The sequence below is a fragment of the Parvibaculum sp. genome (genome assembly GCF_030651915.1).
Taxonomy (GTDB): domain Bacteria; phylum Pseudomonadota; class Alphaproteobacteria; order Parvibaculales; family Parvibaculaceae; genus Parvibaculum.
The window spans coordinates 69,379-90,504 of the sequence record NZ_JAUSBV010000002.1; the positions used below are offsets into that span (position 1 = coordinate 69,379).

The following is a 21,126-nucleotide window of genomic DNA, read 5'->3' on the forward strand; positions in this document are numbered from 1 at the left end:
TCCGCGCGGGACTTGCCATTGAGACTTTTGATGAAGCATCGCCCGGTCGCGAGACGTCGAACGTGTTGCCCCGCATGAAGGCCCCGAGATCGGGCTCGCGCGAGATGAACTCCGGGCCATTAGTCCAGACGGATCGTCTTTGGATAGCCGACCTGTCGGGCGACCCGCTCAAGCATGTCGTCGACATTGATCCCCTTGTAGGCAAAGTGGACGTCAATCGCCGGTGAGAATCGCGTGAACGTGTTGCACACGGACCTTCCTTCCGTCAAAGAGCTGATCGTGGACGAAATCCATTACCCCGATCTGGTTCGATTTTTGTGCCGGAGAGCGGACCTCCCGCAACTGCGCCCTGGCCCGCTTCTTGGGCGATTTGTTCCCCAATTGCGGGCCCGTTTCTCGACAGGGCCGACAGACACGTATTGCATCTACATGCCACTCTTCCTTCTCGTTAAAGGAGAACATGGATGCGGCGACGTGTGGAATCGCCGATGGTATTAGGAATTTTGATCTGTAAATTCAAACTGAAACATTACCGGGCGGCGGGGTGCTGGCGGGAAAGACCGGGTCGGCCTCGATGGCGCGGCGCGGCCAGGTGATGGTCAGCTGCGCGCCGGGCCTTGCATCGCGGCGATTGGCAATCTCGACCGTCGCGCCGGTGCGCTCCAGCAGCGTCTTGCCGATGAAGAAGCCGAGGCCCATGCCCTCATGCGCATCGTCGGAGGCGGGCGTGCCGCGCTTGCCCTTGCCGCGCGGCCGCGTCGTCACATAGGGCTCGCCGAGCCTTTCCAGCACGTCGGCGGCAAAGCCCGGCCCGTCATCGGTGATCGTGACGACAATACGGTTCGGGTCGTAATAGGCCGAGATCGACACTTCGGTTCGAGCGAAATCGGCGGCGTTTTCGATGAAGTTGCCGAGCCCGTAGAGCATTTCCGGCCGCCGCCAGATTTCCGGTTCGGTCGCGCCGTCTTCCGCCGCCACCACATCCATGCGGAAAGCCACATCCATGTCGCGATGCGGCCGCGTCACCTCGTCAAGCAGCGCCTTCAGCGGCAGGCGCGAATAGATCGCGTCGCCGTCTTCGGGCCGGCGCGACAGGCGCGAGAGAATTTCCTTGCAGCGTTCGGCCTGGCTGTTGAGAAGCGCCAGATCTTCTTTCATTTCGGCCTCGCTCATGCCGCCACGCATCAACTCCTTCGAAACGAGCGAAATCGTGCCGAGCGGTGTGCCGAGTTCATGGGCGGCGGCGGCGGCCAGCCCGTCCAGCGCCGACAGGCGTTGCGCGCGCGCCAGCACCGCTTGCGTCGCCGAGAGCGCCGCCGACATGCGGCGCGATTCCTGCGAGATGCGCCAGGCATAGGCGGCGATGAAACCGAGGCCGAGCAGCAGCGCGATCCAGTGGCCGGTGACGAAGAGCGGCGGCAGGCCGACCTCTTCGCCCGGATACCAGGGCAGCGGCAGATGGAACCAGGCCAGCAGCGTCACATAGACAAAGGCCTGCATCAGCAGCAGACCGGTCGAGCGCAGCGACAATGTCGTCGCCGAAATCGTCACCGGCGCCATGAACAGCAGTGCGAAGGGATTTTGCAGGCCCCCGGTCAGGAACAAGAGCACCGCAAGCTGCATCAGGTCGATGGCGAAATAGACCGCCGCCTGCCACTCGGGAAGGCGCATCGTCGAGCGGTAGCGCAGGGTGAGAAAGACATTGAGCCAGGCGGACGCCGCGATCACCGTGAGGCAGAGCCCCAGCGGCAACGGAAAATCCATCACCAGATTGGCAAACAGGACGGCGGTCAGCTGACCGGCGATCGCCAGCCAGCGCAGGATGACCAGTGTCTGCAGGCGCACGCGGCCGCTCGCATCGCCCGCCGGTCCGATGCGGCCGGCCAGAAAATCCCGGCGCAGCCAGCGCATGCTGCCTCTGTCCTCGATTGTCGTCATGAAGTACCGCCCTGGTTTTGTCCGGCGGCTATTCTAGCGCGGCTTTCAGAGGGTGGGGATAAGTTCCATGCCGGTGCCGCCAGATCCGCTTCCCGCCCTCCCCCTCAGGCGTTGGACGGCCAGCCGGTCAGCGGGCGGCTTTCGCCGATGGCCATGATCCAGGCATCCACGGCCGCATAGCCGGCAGCGTCGGCGGCCTTGATAAAACGCTCTGGCGGCTCGAAGGGCGGTTCGACCGTCAGCAGCACCGTTCCCCAATGCATGCCGACAATACGCTGCGCCTTGAGATCGCGGCCCATCTGCACCGCCTCCTCGGGCGTCGCGTGGGAGGCCTTCATCATCGCGCGCGGTTCATAGGCGCCGATGCCGAGAAGCGCGGTGTCGAACGGCCCGTAGGTCTCGCCGATCTCGCTGAAGACGGGGCCATAGCCCGAATCGCCGCCGAAAAACAGATGATGACCTTCGCTCTTCAGCGCGAAGCCCGCCCAGAGCGTCCGGTTGGTGTCGAAGCCCGAGCGCCGCGACCAGTGCACCACCGGCAGCGCCGTCGCCGTCACGCCGCCCATCTCGTGGCTCTCGTGCCAGTCGAGTTCGACGACATTGTGGAAGCCGCGGTCACGCATAAAGCCGCCGAGATTCAGCGGCACGACGACCGTCATGTGCTCCTTGCCGGCCAGCCGCGCCAGCGCGCGCTCGTCCAGATGATCGTAGTGATTGTGGCTGATGACCAGAAGATCGATCGGCGGCAGCGCCGAGACCGAGACGCCCGATTTGACGAAACGGCGGGGCCCAAGCCCCGCCGGCCCGGCATAGGTGGTGAGATAGGGATCGGTCAGCACCGTCACCCCGCCGATGCGGATCAGGAACGAGGCATGGCCGAGCCAGGTGATGAAATCGCCACCGCTCTCGATATGCGTCTCGAGCGCGCGCAGCGCCTCGACGCGCGGCACGACATGGCCGTCGGGCACCACGACATTGCGGCCGCTCATCTTCAGCATTTCGAGAAAGAAGGGTGCCGCCGTCTTGAGGCGCGCGAGAGAACGCGCCGGACTGCCTTTTGGATTGCGAAAGGTGCCATCCGGCAGATGATGCCAGGGCTTATCGCCAGCGGCCTTGCGCTCATCGCGCGGCTGCATGGCCGTGCGCATCTGATGACCGCGCGAAGCAAGCTTCGCCCGGACACCCGATCCTGCTTTCGCGGGCGATTTCGGTGGCGGTCTGCGATCTGTCATATCAGCCATAGAGATAGGGCGCGAGCCCGCCCCGCACAAGATGCGCCGCCTTGTGCCCGTCGCCGTCAGAAGCCGCCGGCCTCGCGCAGAAGGGCGGCAATTTCCCGATAATGGTTTTCTTCCGCCAGATTGAGCGCCGTGCGGCCGGTAAGGTCGGTTTCGCCGAGATCGACATTGTGCCGGATCAAGGCCTCGATAAAGGCCGCATTGCGCGACCGTGTCGCGATCAGCAAGGGGGCGTCGCGGTTGGGGCCGAGGCGGTTCGGATCGGCGCCACCGCTCAGCAGCAGCTCGGCGATATCGGTGCGGTTGACCACGGCGGCCATGGTCAGCGGCGTCGAGCCGTCGGGCGCACGCCGGTTGGGATCGGCACCCTTTTCCAGCAGCAATTCGACCACCGCCACATGACCGCCGCCAACGGCGAGGATCAGCATCGGAATTCCATCGCGGCCCGATTCGTTGGGCGTGATGCCCTTCATCAGGTCCGCGCGCAGCTTTTCGATATCGCCGGTGCGGGCGGCATGGACGGTGTCGTTGTCGATCATGTAGTTGGTCGGTCCGCCCGGCGGCACGGCAAAGGCCGGTGGCGCGGCGGCAAAGGCCAGCGGCGCGGCCAGGGACAACGCCACAGCCAGCCGGAATGACCGGTTCCTTACCTTACGTGTCATTTTGTCGCCCTGACGTCCATTTGCCCGGCGCCATCGTTTCGCGGTGGCGCCATTTGGCGGTAAACAGAAAACTTGGAACCCGCGCCTCCCCGGAGGCGCCATTCCTTTTTGTCAGTATAGTCCATAGGTTCCGCCGCGTCCGCTTTTCAAGTCGCCGCGGCCGGATCGCCCCAACTGGAGAGCCCGCATGAAACGGAACGGCATCATCGCGCTTGTGGCCGGGGTCGCGGTGGCGATCCTGGCCGGCATCTGGATTTCCAACCTCGTCATATCGGCGGTCGAGACCCGCGACGGGCAGGCCGCGGGCGGTGCCCGGGTCGGCGGGCCCTTCACGCTGGTTAACGAGCAGGGCGAGAGCGTCACCGAGGCCGATTTCCGCGGCCGCTACATGCTGATCTATTTCGGCTTCACCTTCTGTCCCGATGTCTGCCCGACCGAGCTGCAGGTGATGGCGAGCGCCATCGAGACGCTGGGACCGGAGGCCGAAAAGATCACGCCGGTCTTCATCACCATCGATCCCGAGCGCGACACGCCCGAGGTGATGGCGCGTTATGTGGCGCTGTTCCATCCGCGCCTGACCGGCCTCACCGGCACGCCCGAACAGATCGCCGCCGCGGCGAAGGCCTGGCATGTCTTCTACCGCAAGGCCGAGGACGAGAATTCGAGCGAGGACTACACGATGGATCATTCCTCCATCGTCTTCCTGATGGGCCCCGAGGGCGAATATCTCAAACTCTTCGGTCCCGGCACCGGCCCGGACAAGATGGCCGAGGGGATTGCGGAATTTCTGTGAGGCCGGTCGTGTCGGAGCAATTCCGGTGACCGACCGCCCGCCTGTCTGCCGGTCATCGAGCGCGCACCGACCGCCGTGTAGAAAGGACTTCATGCGGCGTGAGTGCCGCGTTGGTGCGATCAGTCCACATCGCGCAGATGCCTTTCCCAGTCCTGCCGTCCATGCAGGACGCGGACAATCAGAACACTCTCGCCGTCGATGAGATAGACGACGACATGCGCCCGGTGAAAATGGAATCTCACAGGCGGGCGGAATTCCGGGCGTTCGCGCGCAATCAAGGGCTGTGCGGCCAGAAGCTCGAAACATTGTTCGAGGCCACTGAAATAGGCTTCGGCTTGAGCGGTGCCGAACGTCTCCACGCCGTAAAGATAAATGCCGATGAGGTCTTCATCGGCCTTCGCGGTTCTTCTACAGACCATCGGCGGACTTGGCCCGAGCGCGCGCTTCGATCAGCAGCTCTTCCATCGTCCGTGTACTGACACCACTGGCAACGCCTTCGTCGACAAGCCTTTGCAACCGCGCGAGCCCGTCCTGCCGCTCCTGATCCCGGCGGATCAGGTCGCGCACATAGTCGCTGGCATTGCTGTATTTTCCGCCCTTTGCCTGTCCCTCGACCCATTCCTTCAGGGGCGCGGGCAGGGATACGTTCATCGTCGCCATCTCGATTTCTCCTTGCTCTAAACTCTCGTACTTTTGGCAAAGTTTGTCAATTTTCCAAAAACCGAACATGGCGCGGCTTCTTGACGGCTTTCCCGGGCCCGCCTATGTTCCGCTCATGGATCGCAACGCGCATATCGCCTTCGGCCGCAAACTCGGCCTTGAACTCGCTCTTCGGGGCGCGCTTCTCTGCGCTTGAGCGCAGAAAACAGATCCACCTCACCCATAGATACCTGAATTTCCCTTTGCGCCGCGCCAGCGACACGCCAACAGTGCTGGGCGCCGTCCGTTGAAGATGCGAGAGCTGTCATGTTGAAGAACCCCGCCGTCAAATACCGCGCCTTCCAGCCGATCGACCTGCCCGACCGGCAATGGCCGTCGAAAACCATCACCAAGCCGCCGATCTGGATGAGCACCGATCTCCGGGACGGCAATCAGGCGCTCTTCGAACCGATGAACGCGGAACGCAAGCTCCGTATGTTCGAATTGCTGGTCAAGATCGGCTTCAAGGAAATCGAGGCGGGCTTCCCGTCGGCGTCGGACACCGATTTCGGTTTCATCCGCAAGCTGATCGAAGAGGGGCGCGTGCCCGACGATGTGCATATCGAGGTGCTGACACAGGCCCGTCCCGAGCTGATCGCGCGCACGATGGAAAGTCTGCGCGGCGCCAGGAACGCCATCGTCCATGTCTATAATGCCACCGCGCCGAATTTCCGCGAGGTGGTGTTCAACCAGGGCAAACAGGGCGTCAAGGCGATTGCCACCGAAAGCGCGCATCAGATCAAGGAGATTGCGGCGACGCAGCCTTCGACCAACTGGACCTTCCAGTACAGTCCGGAAGTCTTTTCGGGCACCGAGCTCGACTTCGCCAAGGAAGTCGTCGACGCGGTGACCAAGGTCTGGGAGGCGGGGCCCGAGCGCAAGGTCGTCATCAATCTGCCGGCAACCGTCGAAATGGCGACGCCCAACATCTATGCCGACCAGATCGAATGGATGCATCGCAATCTCGAACGGCGCGACGGCATCGTCCTGAGCCTGCATCCGCATAACGACCGCGGTACGGCGGTCGCCGCCGCCGAGCTCGGCGTTATGGCGGGTGCCGACCGCGTCGAGGGCTGCCTGTTCGGCAATGGCGAGCGCACCGGCAATGTCGATCTCGTCACGCTGGCGCTCAATCTCTACAGCCAGGGCATTCATCCGGGTCTGGATTTTTCGCAGATCAACGAGATCGCGCGCACGTCGGAGTACTGCACGCAGCTGCCGATCCATCCGCGCCACCCCTATGTCGGCGATCTGGTGTTCACGGCTTTTTCAGGCTCGCATCAGGACGCGATCAAGAAAGGTTTCGGCGCGCGCAAGGAAGGCGACATCTGGGAAGTGCCCTATCTGCCGGTCGATCCGAAGGATCTCGGGCGCAGCTACGAGTCGATCATTCGCGTCAACAGCCAGTCGGGCAAGGGCGGCGTCTCCTATCTTCTCGAAGCCGAATACGATCTGAAGCTGCCGCGCCGGCTGCAGGTCGAGTTCAGTTCGGCCGTCCAGAAGGTGACCGACGACACCGGCAAGGAAGTGACGGCGGCCGATATCTGGCGGATTTTCGAGGCCGAGTATCTGACAATTGTCGAGCCGCTCGAATATCGCAGCCATTCGCTCTTCGACGAAGGCGGCAAGCAGGGCGTGAAGCTCCGTGTACGCCGTTTCGGCCAGGATGAGGAGCTTGTCGGCTTCGGCAATGGCCCGATCGATGCGCTGGTCGATGCGCTGAAGCTCGGCGTCCAGCTCCGCCATTTCGAGGAACATTCGATCGGCACCGGCTCGGACGCCAAGGCGGTCGCCTTCATCGAGGTCGCCGATCCGGCCGGCGCCGGCGATATTTTCGGCGTCGGCATCGACCCCAACATCATCACCGCCTCTTTCCGGGCGCTGATCGGCGGCGCGAACCGCGCCGCCAGGCGGGTGCCGGAGGGGGAGCGGCGGCGCTTTTGCGGTCTCGCCGACTGACGCGGCGGCCCGTTTCGGCCTCAAGCGGGGATAAGGGCGGGGACAAGTGGTCTGTCAACTTGTCTCCGCTACGCTGCCGGGACGGTCACCCGACTGCCGCCTGCCCTTTTGTGACAGTTTTATGACAGTTTAGTGACAGAGGGGGGGTCCGCTGCCGTTTCTTGCTGTCAAAAAAGCTCTTGGTGGCCTCCGCCCAAGCGCCTAGAGTTGATGTTGCGCCGCAACATAAGGGGCGCGCGGGAGGCCGTTCGCTGCGAGGTACTGCGTGCTTTATCACATCTACGAAATGAACCATGCGGCCGTCGCGCCGCTGCGTGCCGCCGCCGAAGTCGGCCTCTGGGCGCTGCGTCATCCGCTCAATCCCTTCGCCGAAACAGTTGCCGGCAAGACGCTTGCCGCGGCACTCGACGTTTTTGAAACGACGACGCGTCGCTATGGCAAACCGAAATTCAACCTTCACGAAACGGAGATCGGCGGCAAAGCGGTGCCGGTCGTCGAGAAGATCGTCTGGGAACGTCCCTTCTGCGATCTGGTGCATTTCGAGCGCGAAGCTTCGGCGATGACAGATGTCGCGCCGCAGCCGAAGCTGCTGATCGTCGCGCCGTTGTCCGGCCACTACGCGACACTGTTGCGCGGCACGGTCGAAGCGATGCTGCCCCATTGCGAGGTCTATATCACCGACTGGATTGACGCCCGAAAAGTGCCTCTGGCAGAAGGATCTTTCGATCTCGATGATTATATCGACTATGTGATCGACATGTGCCACCTGCTCGGGCCCGATGTGCATCTGCTGGCCGTCTGCCAGCCGTCGGTGCCGGTTTTCGCCGCCGTCGCCGCCATGCACGACAATGACGATCCTTGCGTGCCGCTCAGCATGACGTTGATGGGCGGGCCGATCGACACGCGCGAAAGTCCGACCGAGGTCAATCGTCTCGCGACCGAGCGCGGCACCGAATGGTACGAACGCAATGTCGTGATGACGGTGCCCTGGCCGCATCCCGGCGTCATGCGCCGCGTCTATCCGGGCTTCGTGCAGCTGTCGGGTTTCATGGCCATGAATCTCGACCGCCACATGGATGCCCACTGGGATTATTTCGACCACATGGTCGAGGGCGACGGCGACTCGGCCGAAAAGCACCGCGAGTTTTATGACGAATATCTGTCGGTCATGGACATGACGAAGGAGTTCTACCTTCAGACCGTCGACGAGGTTTTCGTCAAGCATTCGCTGCCCAAGGGCGAGCTGACCCATCGCGGTCGCAAGGTTCGGCCGGCGGCGATCACCCGCACAGCCTTGATGACCGTCGAAGGTGAGAAGGACGACATTTCCGGCGTCGGCCAGACCAAGGCGGCGCACAAGCTTTGCACCGGCCTTCCCGCGTCGATGAAGACCCATTGGGAACAGCCGGGCGTCGGCCATTACGGCGTCTTCAACGGCTCGCGCTGGAAAAACGAAATCGCACCGCGGGTGCGCGACTTCATTGCCGCCCACACGAAGCACCCGGCCAAGGGCTAAAGCGTCCGCGCGAAAATCCGGGCTTCGTCCTGAAAGGCCTTGAACTCGAGCGCGTTACCGGCCGGGTCGCGGAAAAACATCGTCGCCTGCTCGCCGGCCTCGCCCTCGAAACGGATATGCGGTTCGACGACGAACGGCACGCCGGCCGCGCGCAGGCGGTCGGCAAGGTCATGCCAGTCCCGCCAGTCGAGGATCAGCCCGAAATGGGGCACCGGCACGTCGTCGCCGTCGACCGCATTGGATGCGACATCGGTGCGCGCGTGCCGCGGCGCCAGATGAGCGACGATCTGGTGGCCATGGAGATCGAAGTCGATCCAGGTGTCGGAAGAGCGCCCTTCCGGGCAGCCGAGCAGGCCGCCGTAAAATTCTTTGGCCCTGGCGAGATCATCGACCGCGAAAGCGAAATGAAATCGTGGCATTCTTGACATGATTCGAGCCTATCTTTTTTGTCGTCGAACAAGAACAATCAGACCGCCGTCATCGCTCCGCCGGGGGCCCCGGAGGGCATTGGGTTCAACCATATTATGAACAAGCCGCTGAAGCCCGCATCGCTCCATTTCGACTATCTTCAGATCGAGGGGCGCACGGTCCCGATCACCGTGCGCCACAACCCGCGCGCCAAGCGCATGATCGTCCGCGTCGATCTTGCCGCCGGGTCAGTGCAAGTCACAGCCCCGTCGCGGCGCGGCGTCGGCAAGGCGCTTCTCTTCGCCCGCGAGCAGCGCGAGTGGATTGCCGAAAGGCTGCATCAGGTTCCGGCGCCGGTGCCCTTCCGAAACGGCGCGCGCATTCCCTATCGCGGCAAAGAACATATCGTGCGTTACATCGGCGCGCGGCGCGAGGATGCGCTGGAGCGCGGCCCGGTCTGGCGGGTTCGCAGTGCCGATACGGGGGGCGTGCCCGAGATTCGTGTGACCGGCCACCCCGATTTCGTGCAACGCCGGGTGACCGACTGGTTGAGGGCCAAGGCGCGCGACGAGCTCAACGAGCAGGCTCTGTTCTATGCCGACCTCTTCGATGTGCGCCCGTCGCGCATCACCGTGCGCGATACGACGACACGCTGGGGTTCCTGTTCGCCGACGCGGGCGCTTTCTTTTTCGTGGCGGCTGATCCTCGCACCGTCCTATGTGCTGGATTATGTGACCGCCCATGAGGTCGCGCATATAAGGCACATGAATCACGGGCCGCGCTTCTGGGGCCTCGTTGCCGAAGCGATTCCGAACTACGAGGTGGCCAAGCGCTGGCTGGAGGTCAACGGCCCCGGTCTTCACCGCTATGGCGCCGACCCGCTCGGCATTTTTTCCGGTCGATGAGGCTTTCGCCGGGCACTGCGGCCTTCACTGTCTTTCTCGGCGCGTTGACGGCGGTCGGTCCGTTGTCGACCGACATGTATCTGCCGTCGCTACCGGCAATTGCACTCGCCTTCGCGGCCGATACCGGCGCGACGCAACTCACGCTCAGCGTTCATCTGATCGGCTTTGCCGGATCCCAACTCTTCTACGGGCCGATGGCCGATCGCTACGGGCGGCGACCGGTTCTGCTTGCCGGCTTCGGTCTTTACGTCGCTGGCTGCTTTGTCTCGCTCTTCGTCGGCTCGATTGAGGAGCTGATTGCCGCGCGGTTTTTCCAGGCGATCGGCGGCGGCGCCTCGGTGGTGCTTGCCCGGGCGATCGTTCGCGATCTCTATGAAGGACCGGCAGCCGGACAGATGCTGGCGCGCATGGCGGCGATCATGGGCATTGTGCCGGCGCTGGCGCCAATGCTCGGCGGCTTCGTCGAGGCGGCTTATGGCTGGAAGATGAACTTTGTCGCCATGGGCGCTTTCGGCGCCGTTCTGGCACTGATCGTCCTGACGAGCCTCGATGAGACCTTGCCCCCGTCGCGCCGGCAAAGCGCCGCCCCCGTTGCCATTCTCGCCCATTACCGGCGGCTCATCGGCGATCGGCGCTATCTGCGCTACCTGCTGATCGCCGGCGCCTGCTTTGCGGGCCTCTTTGCCTTCATTTCGGGCTCCTCCTTCGTGCTGCAGGGGCTCTATGGGCTGTCGCCGATCGCTTATGGCATGTGCTTCGGATTGATGGCCGCCGGCTACATCGCGGGCTCGCTGACCGGCGGGCGGCTGGTGCGACGGCTCGGCATCGACAACACGCTGAAGGTCGGCGGTGCCTTTGCCTGTCTTGGCGGGTTTTCGATGCTGGCAGGTCTGGCGGGCAGCGCCTCGCCGGCGGCGATCGTCGCGCCGGTGATCGTCTATGGCTTCGCTGTCGGGCTGACCATGCCGCAAGCCATGGCCGGTGCGCTGACGCCATTCCCCGAAATTGCCGGTACGGCTTCGGCGCTGCTGGGCTTTCTGCAAGCGGGCGCCGCCGCTGCCGTGGGTATCTATGTCGGGCACGGTGTGGGAACAAGCGCAATGCCGATGGTCGGCACGATGGCGCTGACAGGCCTTCTGACTTTCGCTGTAACGGTTTTCAGGCGGCGTGCGGACGGCGGCTAACGCCGGTCACCCGGGTGGCCGGGCTGCAATGTCGGCCGACGCGGTTCGTTGCGTCCGAAGAGCCGGTCAAAAAAGCCCGGCTCTTCCCACTCATAGGCGCGGCTGGTGTCGACACTTGCCGGTGCGACGACGAGCGCCGGCGTTTCGGCGATGACCATGTCGGGGAGTTCCGCAACCGGCACACCGCCTTGCGTGCTCATCATGAAATCGTGCCAGATGCGTGCCGGCAGCGTTCCGCCGGTGACATTCTTCATCGGCGCGCCATTGTCGTTGCCAACCCAGACACCGACAACGAGATCGGCCGTGTAGCCGATGAACCAGGCATCGCGGAAATCCTGACTGGTGCCGGTCTTGCCGCCGCTCGGTCGCTCACCAAGTGCCGAGTTGCGGCCTGTGCCGTACACCATGACTGCCTTCAGCATGTTGTTCATTGCGCCTGCCGCGCGATCGTCGATCACGCGCCCGAAGCCGGAGCCGTGGCGGCGATAGAGTTCTTCGCCCGATTGCTTGTGAACCTCGGCGATGCCATGGGGGATCACGCCATGACCGCCATTGGCAAAGGTCGCATAAGCGCCCGTCATTTCGATCAGGGTGGCACTGCCGGAACCGAGCGCCAGCGACAGGTTCGACGGCAACTCCTCTTGCAGGCCCAAACGGCGGGCGACCGAAACGACATTGCGAATGCCGACTTCATGCGCCACCTGCACGGCAACCGAATTGACCGATTTTGCCAGCGCCGTGCGCAGCGTCATCTCGCCTTCAAACCGGTCGGAATAGTTTGAGGGCGACCAGCCGCCATAGGTGACTGGCCGGTCGACGCGCAACGTGTCCGGGCTCATACCTTTCTCGATGGCGGCCAGATAGACGAAGGGCTTGAACGCGGAACCGGGCTGGCGTTTCGCCTGCACCGCGCGGTTGAACTGGCTTTGCGCATAGGATCGCCCGCCGACCATGGCGCGCACGGCGCCGTCCGGTGTCATTGCGACGAGTGCTGCCTGGCTTGCGTTCATCGTCGCGCCGTCGCTGGCGAGAATTTCCGCAATAATACGTTCCGCCTCGCGCTGCAGGTCGGGGTCGATCGTGGTGACGACATTGACGTCCGCGTCGGGGCGTCCCGCATAATCCGGCAGCGCTTCTGCCACCCAGTCGACGAAATAGTTGATTGAGCCGCGCGCGGCATAGCCTTCGAGCGAAGCCGGGCTGACATTGGCGACATATGCTTCATCCGCCGAGATGTATCCGGCGGCGACCATGTTCTGCAGGACGATAGAGGCACGGCCCCGCGCGAGGTCGATGTCGTTGGTCGGCGAATAACGCGACGGTGCCTTCAGTAACCCGGCCAGCATCGCCGATTCCGGTAGGGTCAGGGCACGCGCGGGTTTCCGGAAGTAACGCTCCGATGCCGCTTCGAGCCCGTAGGCACCGCCGCCGAAATAGACCCGGTTCAGATAGAGGGTCAGAATTTCTTCCTTCGAGAAACGGAGCTCCAGCCAGACCGCCAGCACCATTTCCTCAATCTTGCGCGAGAGCGTGCGATCGGGCTTCAGGAAAAGGTTCTTGGCCAATTGCTGGGTAATCGTCGAACCGCCCTGCACATAGGCGCCAGCGCGGTAGTTCTCGACCATCGCGCGGGCGAGGCCAATCGGATCGACACCAAAATGCCAGTAAAATCGACGGTCTTCGGTCGCCAGCACGGCCGCCGGCACATGCGGTGGCAGATCGACCAGCGAGGCATAGCCGCCTTTCAGGTCGCCGCGATGGCTCAGCAACTCGCCATCGGCAGCGCGAATGGAAATCGAGGGCGCCTGCCGGTCGTTATAGAGGTTCGAGGTATCAGGAAGGTTCAGTCCGTACCAGAAAAGCAGACCGCCAAAGGCGATGACGCCCCACAGCGCCAGAACCGAACTGTAGTAAAACAGGCTGCCAAGCCGACCGTTGCTTCGAGACGGCACGCGCTTGCGCGGCGCGGCGGATTTTGCTGCGGTCGCGCGGCGCGATGATTTCGGCGGGGCTTTCGCCGACCGCAGCTTCTTTGCGGCGGGCTTCGATTTTGCCGTCGGCTGGCGTGGCTTCGACGCCCCTTTTTTCTGCGGCTTGAACGTGGGTTCGACGCGGCGTGCACCACGCTCTTCCCAGGCATCGTCGTCCCAGCGCGCCATTTCGTCGTCGCTTTCTTCACCTTCGGCGTCGCTGTCGACCGCGGCATTGACGCCAACGCCAAGCCGCACGGGGCGAAGTCCGGCGATGCGGACCACAGTCCAGTCGTCGTCAGCGGCGGCGCCACGCCGCGCGGACCTTGTTGCCGGCCTGCGGGATGCCATGGACCCTGTGCCTCGCCTTGCTGCCCGGCGTCGCGAGGTGCCTGAGCTTTCGGCCCGAAGCTAGACTCCGATGGTTAACGCGTTGTTAACGCTTTGGCGGCCTCGCCGGCTCGGCATCGCGGGCCGCGTCAAATGTCCAGATTGGCCACATTGAGCGCGTTTTCGCGGATGAAGTCGCGGCGCGGCTCGACCACATCGCCCATCAGTTTGACGAAGAGGTCGTCTGCCTCGTCCAGTTCGCGAATCCTGACCTGCAGCAGCGAACGGGCCTCCCGATCAAGCGTCGTTTCCCAGAGCTGGTCCGGGTTCATTTCGCCGAGGCCCTTGTAGCGCTGGACCGAATTGCCCTTGGAGCCCGCCGCCAGAATGGCGTCGAAGAGCTGCGAGGGCGATCGGATGAAATGGGTTTCATCCTTGCGGCGCAGCGTCGCCGCCTTGCCATAAATCTCCTGAAGGTGCGGCGTATAGCTGTCGAGACGGCGGGCGTCGGCGCTGGCGATCAGCGGCCCATCGATCGACACCTCCTCGCGTACACCGCGCACTTCGCGGGCAAAACGCAAGCCGCCATCGGCCGTCGTTTCGCCGATCCAGCCACGCTCCGTTTCTTCGGAGAGGAGATCGAGGCGGCGGGCAATATAGGCGGCTGCTTCCCTCGCCTGCGTTTCCTCGGCCAGCGCTTTCGGGTTGAGCGCGCCGGCGATCGCGGCCTGCTCGATGACGAAGCGGGGATACTTGCCGGGCAGGCCGTCAAGCACCGTCCGCACGGCGCGGGCCTTCGACACGATATCGGCAAGGTCGGGACCGGCGCGCTGTGCGCCGTCATTGAGCGTCAGCACCATGTCCTCAATGCCGGTCGCCGCCAGAAAATCGTCGAGCGCCTTCTCGTTCTTCAGATAGGTCTCCGACGTGCCGCGGCGCACCTTGTAGAGTGGTGGCTGGGCGATATAGAGGTGGCCGCGCTCGATGACCTCAGGCATTTGCCGGTAGAAGAAGGTCAGGAGAAGCGTACGTATATGAGCACCGTCGACGTCGGCGTCGGTCATGATGATGATCTTGTGATAGCGCAGCTTCTCGATGTTGAAGTCGTCGCGACCGATGCCGGCGCCAAGTGCGGTGATCAACGTGCCGATTTCGTTCGACGACAGCATCTTGTCAAAGCGCGCGCGTTCGACGTTGAGGATCTTGCCGCGGAGTGGCAAGACCGCCTGATTGGAACGATCGCGCGCCTGTTTTGCCGAGCCACCGGCCGAATCGCCCTCGACGATGAAGAGTTCGGATTTCGCCGGATCGCGTTCCTGACAATCGGCAAGCTTGCCCGGCAGGCTCGACACATCGAGCGCACCCTTGCGCCGCGTCAGCTCGCGCGCCTTGCGTGCGGCCTCGCGGGCGGCTGCCGCCTCAACCACCTTGCCGACGATCTGGCGCGCTTCCGATGGATGTTCTTCAAGCCAGGACGACAGCGCGTCGTTGACCAGACTTTCGACAACCGGTCTCACTTCGGAGGAAACGAGTTTGTCCTTCGTTTGTGAAGAGAATTTCGGATCAGGTACCTTGACCGACAGGACGCAAGTCAATCCTTCGCGTGCATCGTCGCCGGTCAACGTGACCTTTTCCTTTTTCGCAATGCCGCTTTCGTTCGCATAGGCATTGATGACACGGGTCAGCCCGGCGCGGTAACCCGCCAGATGCGTACCCCCATCGCGCTGGGGAATGTTGTTGGTGAAGCACAGAACATTTTCGTGGTAGCTGTCGTTCCACCACATCGCGACCTCGACCGAGATACCATCCCGCTCGGCGGCGATGGAGATCGGCTTCTGGATCAGCGGCGCCTTGGTGCGATCGAGAAAACGAACAAAGGCCTCAAGGCCGCCTTCATACATCAGATCAACCGATTTCGGCTCGACACCGCGATTGTCGGTGAGATTTATCCTGACGCCTGAATTGAGAAAGGCCAGTTCGCGCAACCGGTGTTCAAGCGTCGCGAAATCGAATTCGGTCTGCGTGAAGGTTCCCGACGAAGGATGAAACGTGATCTCCGTACCGCTGACCGGCTTGCCGTCGGCGTCTTTGGGTGCATCGCCGACAACGCCCAGTGGCGCGTCGGGAACGCCGTGCTGGAATCGGATTAAATGCTCCTTACCAACGCGCCAGATGCGCAATTCAAGCCAGTCGGACAGCGCATTCACCACCGACACGCCGACGCCGTGCAGACCGCCCGAGACCTTGTAGGAATTCTGGTCGAACTTACCGCCGGCATGAAGCTGAGTCATGATGACCTCAGCCGCCGACACACCTTCGCCCTTGTGAATTTCGACCGGAACGCCCCGCCCATTGTCCATGACGGTGCATGAGCCGTCGGCATTGAGGCGCACGTTGACGACGTCGCAATGACCAGCCAACGCCTCGTCGATCGAGTTGTCGACGACCTCATAGACCATGTGATGAAGGCCCGAGCCATCGTCGGTATCGCCGATATACATACCCGGACGCTTGCGAACCGCGTCGAGGCCCTTCAGGACCTTGATCGATTCCGCACCATATTCCTCGGGCGCATCGTCGGCTGGCGTAGACATTTGTTTCTTCCTTTGGATTCTTTCGTTCGTCTCCGGGGGAGACGGGTCTTCAGACCATTTCACTGGAAGAGCGGATGATCTTTCCGACAACGCCATATGCTTTCGCTTCTTTGGCGTTCATCCAGTGATCACGATTGGTGTCCTTGACGATTTTTTCGAGCGGCTGGCCTGTCGCTTCGGCAAAAATCTGGTTCAGGCGCTCGCGCATCTTCAATACTTCACGCGCCTGGATGTCGATCTCTGTTGCCGAACCGCCGATGCCACCGCGCGGTTCATGCAACAGAAAGCGTGTGTTCGGCAGGCAGTAACGATCTTCGCGTTCGGCCGATACATAGATCAGCGCACCGGCACTTGCGACCCAGCCGGTACCCAATACGCGGATACGCGGTTTGATGTACTTGATCATGTCGTGGATCATGTCGCCGGATTCGACATGCCCGCCCGGCGAGGAAACGATCAACGTGATCGGATCGTCGGATTCGCCGGCCATCGCCAGAAGGCGCTCCGAGACGGAACGCGCCTGACGGTCGTTGATCTCGCCGGTGATAAGAACGGTGCGCGACTTGAAAAGGCCGTTTTCCACCAGTGGCGTGAACTGGTTCTTCAACGCGTCGACGTCAGGGGTCTCGTTATCGTTTCTCATCCTGTCCATTCCCTTGGTACCGAACCTAGTCGGCATTTTCGATTGTGCCGCGCGCGACGCGAAAATTTTGCGCGCGCGCGCCGAGAGTTTCAAAAAGCGACGGGTCCGCACCCGTCATGAAGGCCTGCAAGCCCAATGCGACGATCTCGTCGAAAAGCGCGGCGCGGCGCTTGCCGTCGAGATGTGCCGCGATTTCGTCGAGCAGCAAAAGCGGCGGCGTTCCCCGCGCGGCCAGCAGCCGCGCATTGGCGAGGACGATACCGATCAGCAACGCCTTTTGCTCGCCCGTCGAACAACTCCGCGCTTCGCGATCCTGCGCCATATGCCGAACCGCAAGATCCGTGCGATGCGGACCGGCAAGGGCGCGACCCGCCGCGGCATCCCGCCCCCGCATTTCAACAAGCGTGCGGCGGAAGCCGTCTTCAAGGTCGACCGCCGCCTCTCCCTCGAGCGCGGCCTCCAGCGTCCCGTCGAGTACGAGCCCGGCACGCGGAAAGACGTCCGTTTCGGCCGCCTCCAACGCGCCACGCAGCCGCGCCAGCGTTTCGACACGCGCCGCGGCGATCGCCACACCATGCTCGGCCATCTGCGTTTCGAGACCGGCAAGCCAGGCATCGTCGAAAATATTGTCGGCCAGCAGGCGATTGCGCTCGCGCAACGCCCGGTCGTAAGCATTGACGCGCGCACCATGGGCCGGATCGAACCCCATGACGAGGCGGTCGAAGAAATGGCGGCGCTCGCTCGCGCCGTCGACGAAGAGGCGGTCCATGGCCGGCGTCAGCCAGACCGTTCGCAGAAGTGTGGCCAGCGCCGAGGGCCCTGCCGGTTCACCATCGATCCTGACACTGCGGCTGCGCGCGGCAGGCTCTGTGCCGGGTTCAATGCCGGTTCCGATGCGAACCGGACCCTGGGCCATCTCCAGCGTCGCCGCAACGGCCCAGCCGCCCGCACCGCAGTCGCGGGCTATTTCCGCATAGGGCACACCACGAATTCCGCGGCCCGCCGAAAGCAGCGAAATGGCCTCAAGCAAATTTGTCTTACCCGCACCGTTTTCACCGGTGAGTACGACCGGACGTCCGTCCAGCGCCAGTTCCGCGCGCGCGTAGGAACGGAAATCCGTGACGACGAGACGGCTCAGACCGATCCACGCCTGAGCCGCCGGCCGGTCGACAACGATCAACTCACCCGTAGGATACACTCCCGATCCTCTGTTTTCGGCCTAGACCCGCATCGGCATCAGAACGTAGATCGCCAGGCTGTCATCGCTGTCGCGCACAAGCGTCGGTGAGCCGGAATCGGCGAAGGCGAATGTTGCCTCTGCGCCGTCGATCTGACCGGTGATGTCGAGCAGATAGCGGGCGTTGAATCCGATCTCAAGCGGTGTGCTTGAATAAGCGACCGACAATTCTTCGGTCGCGCTGCCCGAGTCCGGATTGGTGACAGAGAGCGTCAGCTTGCCCTCGTCGAGATTGAGTTTTACGGCACGGGATTTTTCGGTCGAAATAGTCGAGACACGATCGACTGCTTCGGCAAATCGCTTGCCGTCCACTTGCATCATCTTGTCGTTGCCTGCCGGAATGACGCGGCCGTAATCCGGGAAGGTCCCGTCGATCAGCTTGGATGTCAGGACGATGCCGCCGAATTCGAAGCGGATCTTCGTCTCCGATACGCCGACCGACAACGTGCCTGTGTCGCCTTCCAGAAGCTTCTGCAGCTCCAGCACCGTCTTGCGCGGAACAATGACACCCGGCATTCCGCTCGCGCCGTCCGGCAGATCGTGGTCGACCTGGGCGAGGCGATGACCGTCGGTTGCGACGGCGCGCAAGGCCTTGTGCTTGCCGCTCTCGACCGCATGCACATAAATGCCGTTGAGATAATAACGCGTCTCCTCGGTGGAGATCGCAAAGCGTGTCTTGTCGATCAAGCGACGCATGGCCTCGGCCGGTATTTCGAAGCGATGCGGCAAGGAGCCTGCCGCCATGGCCGGAAAATCTTCCTGCGGCAGCGACTGCAGCGCGAAGCGCGAGCGGCCGGCGGTCAGCTGCAAGCGCCCTTCGTCGGCGCCGGTCGAGAGTTCGACCTGCGCGCCTTCCGGCAGCTTGCGCACGATGTCGTAAAGCGTATGGGCCGACGCGGTGGTCGCGCCTGGCTGTGCGACATCGGCATCGATCGCCTCCACCACCTCAATGTCGAGATCGGTCGCGGTCAGGCTCAGCTGGCCGTCCGCAGCCCTGATCAGAACATTGGACAGAATGGGAATTGTGTTGCGGCGTTCGACAACCGACTGCACATGGTTGAGAGACTTGAGCAGCGCGCCCCGTTCGATCGTGATCTTCATGGTCTCTCTTCGGTCCCCCCGGGTTGGGTTCGCTTGTGACTTCTGCAGCATCGCGGATCGCGGATCAAAAGCTCCGCCGTCCCTGCCAGGCGCGACGTCACGCGGGTCTCCCCCCTCTCCACCGGAGACTTGTTCCTGAGTGTCCGGGGACGCCGCTCGCGCCTTTGCGGACGCGCCGTTTCCTCAAGGACATCTCGCGAACAGGGGGTCGGACGCGGCCGACACGGACCATCCGGCTCAAGAGAGCCGGGGACCGCAGCGGGCGCATTCCGGCGGCAGCCGGAATTCCGCGGGAATTCGCCCTATAAGTATATCAGATCGTTCGCACGATGCACGTTTTTCGACGGAATTCGTGCCCAGGCGAAAGGCCCGCAACACCCTGATTTTCAAAGAGTTTCTGGAGACCCTGCGACACGCCCGGTTAGTTGGGGCCGTGACCGCCTTCAAGCATCCGGCGGAGCAGATCGACGTCCTCCTCGATGCCCGAATCGAGATGGCAAAGCTCGTCGATCTTGCGCACCGCGTGAATGACCGTCGTGTGGTCGCGACCGCCAAATTTGCGCCCGATCTCGGGCAGGGAGCGCGAGGTCAGCTGCTTGGCCAGATACATCGCCACCTGACGCGGACGGGCAACCGCCCGGGCGCGGCGGGCCGAGAGCATGTCGGCCAGACGGACGTTGTAATACTCGGCAACGCGGCGCTGGATTTCCTCGATCGTGATCTTGCGGTCGTTGGAGCGCAGCAGATCGCGCAGCACTTCCTGCGACATATCGAGCGTGATCGGGCGGCCGACAAAGGAGGCGTAGGCGACAACGCGCTTCAGCGCGCCTTCAAGCTCGCGCACGTTAGAAACGATGCGGTGTGCCAGAAATTCCAGAACGCCGGCAGGAATGGTCACGGGGCCGTTCTTCTGCATCATTTCCTCGGCCTTGGCCTGCAGGATTCCGAGACGCAACTCATAATCCGTCGGGTGGATATCGGCGGCCAACCCCCAGCCGAGACGTGAGCGGATACGCTCCTCGATGCCTTCGAGATCGGAGGGCGAGCGATCGGCCGAAATGATGACCTGCCGGTTGTGATCGATCAACGCGTTGAAGGTGTGGAAGAATTCCTCCTGCGTCGAATCCTTGCCGGAAATGAACTGCACGTCGTCAATCATCAGCACGTCGACCGAGCGGAACTGCTGCTTGAAGGCCATCGTGTCCTTGAAGCGCAGCGCCCGCACGAACTGGTACATGAATTTTTCGGCCGAGAGATAAAGCACCTTGCGCTCAGGCTGGCGGGTGCGGATTTCCCAAGCGATGGCGTGCATCAGATGCGTCTTGCCGAGGCCGACCCCGCCATAGAGAAAGAGCGGATTGAAGCTGACATCCGTCGCTTCGGCGACACGGCGCGCCGCAGCATGCGCAAGCTCGTTCGACTTGCCTACAACAAATGCGTCGAAAGTAAAACGCGGGTCGAGCGGTGCGCCGACACCGGCATCCTCAAGGCCCGAAGGAACTGCGCTCGCAGCAGGCTGGCTTTCGGCCTGGGCCGGCGCTGAGACCGGACGCGCACTACGCGCCGCCTCTTCGCTGCCGTCCGATTTCGGGTCGCCCGCAGCCACCAGAATATCGACACGCGTAAAACCCTCATCCTCGTCCGCCCAGAGCTGCGACAGACGATCCGCATAATGCGAGGCAATCCAGTTGCGGATGAAACGTGTCGGAACGGAGAGCATCACACGGCCATCACCGACGCCGATCAGTTCGACCTGCTTGAACCAGCTGCTGAAGGTGGCCTCGCCCAGTTCGGCATGGAGTCGGGCGCGCACGCGACGCCATTGATCATTGAGGCTCATACCCGCGACCCGCCGAACCGAAGCCCGTTCCTCGCCGGCCACCGCGACCGGATGGTGGCGAACGCCTTTCTCCGCGGGAGATGCACCCATGTCTTCCTCGTTCAAAACC

At 63.0% G+C, this 21,126-nt stretch carries 18 protein-coding genes; 5 read left to right on the top strand and 13 right to left on the bottom strand.

Translation table 11 applies throughout. The features are described 5' to 3' along the window. Positions 1–119 precede the first annotated feature (119 nt). The 4 genes from Q7V31_RS00770 to Q7V31_RS00785 form a co-directional block, all read right to left on the bottom strand. Positions 120–251 carry a hypothetical protein gene (locus tag Q7V31_RS00770; protein WP_304731807.1) on the bottom strand — a complete coding sequence of 44 codons (132 nt, stop codon included), beginning with the start codon at positions 249–251 and terminating at the stop codon, positions 120–122. A 265-nt stretch (positions 252–516) separates the two neighbouring features. Then, a complete protein-coding gene (locus Q7V31_RS00775) occupies positions 517–1,938 on the bottom strand; it encodes an ActS/PrrB/RegB family redox-sensitive histidine kinase (RefSeq protein WP_304731808.1) in 1,422 nt (473 codons plus the stop codon). A 104-nt stretch (positions 1,939–2,042) separates the two neighbouring features. Then, positions 2,043–3,074 carry an MBL fold metallo-hydrolase gene (locus tag Q7V31_RS00780; RefSeq protein WP_304731809.1) on the bottom strand — a complete coding sequence of 344 codons (1,032 nt, stop codon included), beginning with the start codon at positions 3,072–3,074 and terminating at the stop codon, positions 2,043–2,045. Between the two features lie 161 nt (positions 3,075–3,235). Next, positions 3,236–3,838 (bottom strand): ankyrin repeat domain-containing protein, encoded by a 603-nt coding sequence (locus Q7V31_RS00785; RefSeq protein ID WP_304731810.1) that lies wholly within the window; start codon positions 3,836–3,838, stop codon positions 3,236–3,238. A 187-nt stretch (positions 3,839–4,025) separates the two neighbouring features. Here Q7V31_RS00785 and Q7V31_RS00790 point away from each other — a divergent pair, with 187 nt between their 5' ends. After that, positions 4,026–4,631 (top strand): SCO family protein, encoded by a 606-nt coding sequence (locus Q7V31_RS00790; protein ID WP_304731811.1) that lies wholly within the window; start codon positions 4,026–4,028, stop codon positions 4,629–4,631. A gap of 119 nt (positions 4,632–4,750) precedes the next feature. On the opposite strand, the gene Q7V31_RS00795 is transcribed toward Q7V31_RS00790, so the two are convergent. Further along, complete coding sequence (locus Q7V31_RS00795; protein ID WP_304731813.1) at positions 4,751–5,050, bottom strand: type II toxin-antitoxin system RelE/ParE family toxin; 300 nt, start codon at positions 5,048–5,050, stop codon at positions 4,751–4,753. After that, a complete protein-coding gene (locus Q7V31_RS00800; RefSeq protein ID WP_304731815.1) occupies positions 5,040–5,291 on the bottom strand; it encodes a type II toxin-antitoxin system ParD family antitoxin in 252 nt (83 codons plus the stop codon). Before Q7V31_RS00800 ends, Q7V31_RS00795 begins: the two co-directional genes overlap by 11 nt. A gap of 306 nt (positions 5,292–5,597) precedes the next feature. Here Q7V31_RS00800 and leuA point away from each other — a divergent pair, with 306 nt between their 5' ends. Beyond that, positions 5,598–7,289, top strand: a complete 1,692-nt coding sequence (gene leuA, locus Q7V31_RS00805) for a 2-isopropylmalate synthase (protein WP_304731817.1) — start codon at positions 5,598–5,600, stop codon at positions 7,287–7,289. 265 nt (positions 7,290–7,554) lie between these two features. Then, positions 7,555–8,805 carry a polyhydroxyalkanoate depolymerase gene (locus tag Q7V31_RS00810; RefSeq protein WP_304731818.1) on the top strand — a complete coding sequence of 417 codons (1,251 nt, stop codon included), beginning with the start codon at positions 7,555–7,557 and terminating at the stop codon, positions 8,803–8,805. Here the strand turns inward: Q7V31_RS00810 and Q7V31_RS00815 are convergent. Beyond that, positions 8,802–9,233 (bottom strand): VOC family protein, encoded by a 432-nt coding sequence (locus tag Q7V31_RS00815; RefSeq protein WP_304731819.1) that lies wholly within the window; start codon positions 9,231–9,233, stop codon positions 8,802–8,804. The two genes, Q7V31_RS00810 and Q7V31_RS00815, sit on opposite strands and share 4 nt — an antisense overlap. A gap of 96 nt (positions 9,234–9,329) precedes the next feature. On the opposite strand from Q7V31_RS00815, the gene Q7V31_RS00820 reads away from it, so the two are divergent. Beyond that, the gene (locus Q7V31_RS00820) at positions 9,330–10,118 is read left to right on the top strand and encodes a M48 family metallopeptidase (protein WP_304731820.1); all 789 of its coding nucleotides are present in this window, start codon (positions 9,330–9,332) and stop codon (positions 10,116–10,118) included. Next, positions 10,115–11,302, top strand: coding sequence for a multidrug effflux MFS transporter (locus Q7V31_RS00825; protein ID WP_304731822.1), 1,188 nt, complete (start codon positions 10,115–10,117; stop codon positions 11,300–11,302). The genes Q7V31_RS00820 and Q7V31_RS00825 overlap by 4 nt, the downstream gene beginning before the upstream one ends. Here the strand turns inward: Q7V31_RS00825 and Q7V31_RS00830 are convergent. The 6 genes from Q7V31_RS00830 to dnaA all read right to left on the bottom strand — a co-directional run bounded on the left by Q7V31_RS00830 (position 11,299) and on the right by dnaA (position 21,017). Then, a complete protein-coding gene (locus Q7V31_RS00830; RefSeq protein WP_304731823.1) occupies positions 11,299–13,623 on the bottom strand; it encodes a transglycosylase domain-containing protein in 2,325 nt (774 codons plus the stop codon). The two genes, Q7V31_RS00825 and Q7V31_RS00830, sit on opposite strands and share 4 nt — an antisense overlap. Before the next feature lie 128 nt (positions 13,624–13,751). After that, the gene (gene gyrB, locus Q7V31_RS00835) at positions 13,752–16,196 is read right to left on the bottom strand and encodes a DNA topoisomerase (ATP-hydrolyzing) subunit B (RefSeq protein ID WP_304731824.1); all 2,445 of its coding nucleotides are present in this window, start codon (positions 16,194–16,196) and stop codon (positions 13,752–13,754) included. A 49-nt stretch (positions 16,197–16,245) separates the two neighbouring features. Beyond that, positions 16,246–16,839 carry an ATP-dependent Clp protease proteolytic subunit gene (locus Q7V31_RS00840; protein ID WP_304731826.1) on the bottom strand — a complete coding sequence of 198 codons (594 nt, stop codon included), beginning with the start codon at positions 16,837–16,839 and terminating at the stop codon, positions 16,246–16,248. Between the two features lie 25 nt (positions 16,840–16,864). Beyond that, complete coding sequence (gene recF / locus Q7V31_RS00845) at positions 16,865–18,037, bottom strand: DNA replication/repair protein RecF (protein ID WP_304731827.1); 1,173 nt, start codon at positions 18,035–18,037, stop codon at positions 16,865–16,867. A gap of 21 nt (positions 18,038–18,058) precedes the next feature. After that, positions 18,059–19,177, bottom strand: coding sequence for a DNA polymerase III subunit beta (dnaN, locus tag Q7V31_RS00850; RefSeq protein WP_304731829.1), 1,119 nt, complete (start codon positions 19,175–19,177; stop codon positions 18,059–18,061). A gap of 421 nt (positions 19,178–19,598) precedes the next feature. After that, positions 19,599–21,017 carry a chromosomal replication initiator protein DnaA gene (gene dnaA / locus Q7V31_RS00855; protein WP_304732493.1) on the bottom strand — a complete coding sequence of 473 codons (1,419 nt, stop codon included), beginning with the start codon at positions 21,015–21,017 and terminating at the stop codon, positions 19,599–19,601. Between the last annotated feature and the right edge of the window lie 109 nt (positions 21,018–21,126).